The sequence below is a fragment of the Vibrio genomosp. F10 str. ZF-129 genome (assembly GCF_000287055.2).
Lineage (GTDB): Bacteria > Pseudomonadota > Gammaproteobacteria > Enterobacterales > Vibrionaceae > Vibrio.
Genome location: NZ_AJYQ02000044.1, coordinates 1 through 3,145 on the forward strand (window position 1 = coordinate 1; position 3,145 = coordinate 3,145).

1 rRNA gene is annotated in these 3,145 nt (G+C 50.4%); it reads left to right on the plus strand.

From position 1 onward, the window contains the following. Positions 1–242: 242 nt before the first annotated feature. Positions 243–3,133: ribosomal RNA gene (locus A1QO_RS05850) — 23S ribosomal RNA — on the plus strand. Positions 3,134–3,145 lie beyond the last annotated feature (12 nt).

Genomic DNA, 3,145 nt, shown 5'->3' on the forward strand with positions numbered 1-3,145 from the left:
GCTCTTTAACAATTTGGAAAGCTGACGAACAACAACTGTGATTGGTTGTTGTTCAAATAAAAGTTCTCAAATCCTACTCTCTTTTAGAGATTAGGTACCAACACACATTCAAGTGTTCTTGGAAACAACATGACTTGTCATGTTCGTTTATATTTGAGTCCGGCAAAATCGAACGTCTCTCACTCATAAAATAGAGAGACAACTTGGTTGTTTGCCATACATAAGACCTCTTGGGGTTGTATGGTTAAGTGACTAAGCGTACACGGTGGATGCCTTGGCAGTCAGAGGCGATGAAGGACGTAATAACTTGCGATAAGCCCAGATTAGGTAGTAATAACCGTTTGAGTCTGGGATTTCCGAATGGGGAAACCCACGTGCATAAGCACGTATCGTTGCGTGAATACATAGCGCAACGAGGCAAACCCGGGGAACTGAAACATCTAAGTACCCGGAGGAGTAAAAATCAACCGAGATTCCGAAAGTAGCGGCGAGCGAAATTGGAGTAGCCCTTAAGCTTTTAATGATGCAGGTGAAGAGTCTGGAAAGTCTCGCGATACAGGGTGATAGCCCCGTAACCGACACATCATAATCAGTGAAATCGAGTAGGGCGGGACACGTGATATCCTGTCTGAATATGGGGGGACCATCCTCTAAGGATAAATACTACTGACTGACCGATAGTGAACCAGTACCGTGAGGGAAAGGCGAAAAGAACCCCTGTGAGGGGAGTGAAATAGAACCTGAAACCGTGTACGTACAAGCAGTAGGAGCAGGCTTGTCCTGTGACTGCGTACCTTTTGTATAATGGGTCAGCGACTTAATTTTAGTAGCAAGGTTAACCGTTTAGGGGAGCCGTAGGGAAACCGAGTCTTAACTGGGCGTACAGTTGCTAGGATTAGACCCGAAACCAGGTGATCTAGCCATGGGCAGGTTGAAGGTTGAGTAACATCAACTGGAGGACCGAACCGACTAATGTTGAAAAATTAGCGGATGACTTGTGGCTAGGGGTGAAAGGCCAATCAAACCTGGAGATAGCTGGTTCTCCCCGAAAGCTATTTAGGTAGCGCCTCGGACGAATACTACTGGGGGTAGAGCACTGTTAAGGCTAGGGGGTCATCCCGACTTACCAACCCTTTGCAAACTCCGAATACCAGTAAGTACTATCCGGGAGACACACGGCGGGTGCTAACGTCCGTCGTGGAGAGGGAAACAACCCAGACCGCCAGCTAAGGTCCCAAAGTATAGCTAAGTGGGAAACGATGTGGGAAGGCTTAGACAGCTAGGATGTTGGCTTAGAAGCAGCCATCATTTAAAGAAAGCGTAATAGCTCACTAGTCGAGTCGGCCTGCGCGGAAGATGTAACGGGGCTAAGCTATACACCGAAGCTGCGGCTACGTACTTTTGTACGTGGGGTAGGGGAGCGTTCTGTAAGCCGTTGAAGGTGGTCTGTAAGGGCTGCTGGAGGTATCAGAAGTGCGAATGCTGACATGAGTAACGATAAAGGGGGTGAAAAACCCCCTCGCCGGAAGACCAAGGGTTCCTGTCCAACGTTAATCGGGGCAGGGTAAGTCGACCCCTAAGGCGAGGCCGAAAGGCGTAGTCGATGGGAAACGGGTTAATATTCCCGTACTTCTTATAATTGCGATGGGGGGACGGAGAAGGCTAGGTGGGCCTGGCGACGGTTGTCCAGGTTCAAGTACGTAGGCGGAAAGTTTAGGTAAATCCGGACTTTCATTAACGCTGAGATACGATGTCGAGCCACTACGGTGGTGAAGTCATTGATGCCATGCTTCCAGGAAAAGCCTCTAAGCTTCAGATTATAAGAAATCGTACCCCAAACCGACACAGGTGGTCGGGTAGAGAATACCAAGGCGCTTGAGAGAACTCGGGTGAAGGAACTAGGCAAAATGGTACCGTAACTTCGGGAGAAGGTACGCTCTTGGCGGTGAAGTCCCTTGCGGATGGAGCTACTAGGAGTCGCAGATACCAGGTGGCTGCAACTGTTTATTAAAAACACAGCACTGTGCAAAATCGTAAGATGACGTATACGGTGTGACGCCTGCCCGGTGCCGGAAGGTTAATTGATGGGGTTAGACTTCGGTCGAAGCTCTTGATCGAAGCCCCGGTAAACGGCGGCCGTAACTATAACGGTCCTAAGGTAGCGAAATTCCTTGTCGGGTAAGTTCCGACCTGCACGAATGGCGTAATGATGGCCACGCTGTCTCCACCCGAGACTCAGTGAAATTGAAATCGCTGTGAAGATGCAGTGTACCCGCGGCTAGACGGAAAGACCCCGTGAACCTTTACTACAGCTTGGCACTGAACATTGAACCTACATGTGTAGGATAGGTGGGAGACTTTGAAACTTCGTCGCTAGATGGAGTGGAGTCAACCTTGAAATACCACCCTTGTACGTTTGATGTTCTAACGTTGGCCCCTTATCGGGGTTGCGGACAGTGCCTGGTGGGTAGTTTGACTGGGGCGGTCTCCTCCCAAAGAGTAACGGAGGAGCACGAAGGTGGGCTAAACACGGTTGGACATCGTGTGGTTAGTGCAATGGCATAAGCCCGCTTGACTGCGAGAATGACAATTCGAGCAGGTGCGAAAGCAGGTCATAGTGATCCGGTGGTTCTGAATGGAAGGGCCATCGCTCAACGGATAAAAGGTACTCCGGGGATAACAGGCTGATACCGCCCAAGAGTTCATATCGACGGCGGTGTTTGGCACCTCGATGTCGGCTCATCACATCCTGGGGCTGAAGTCGGTCCCAAGGGTATGGCTGTTCGCCATTTAAAGTGGTACGCGAGCTGGGTTTAGAACGTCGTGAGACAGTTCGGTCCCTATCTGCCGTGGGCGTTGGAAGATTGAAGGGGGCTGCTCCTAGTACGAGAGGACCGGAGTGGACGAACCTCTGGTGTTCGGGTTGTCACGCCAGTGGCATTGCCCGGTAGCTAAGTTCGGAATCGATAAGCGCTGAAAGCATCTAAGCGCGAAGCGAGCCCTGAGATGAGTCTTCCCTGGCACTTTAAGTGCCCTTAAGGGTTGTTCAAGACTAGAACGTTGATAGGCAGGGTGTGTAAGTGCTGCGAGGCATTGAGCTAACCTGTACTAATTGCCCGTGAGGCTTAACCATACAACACCCAAG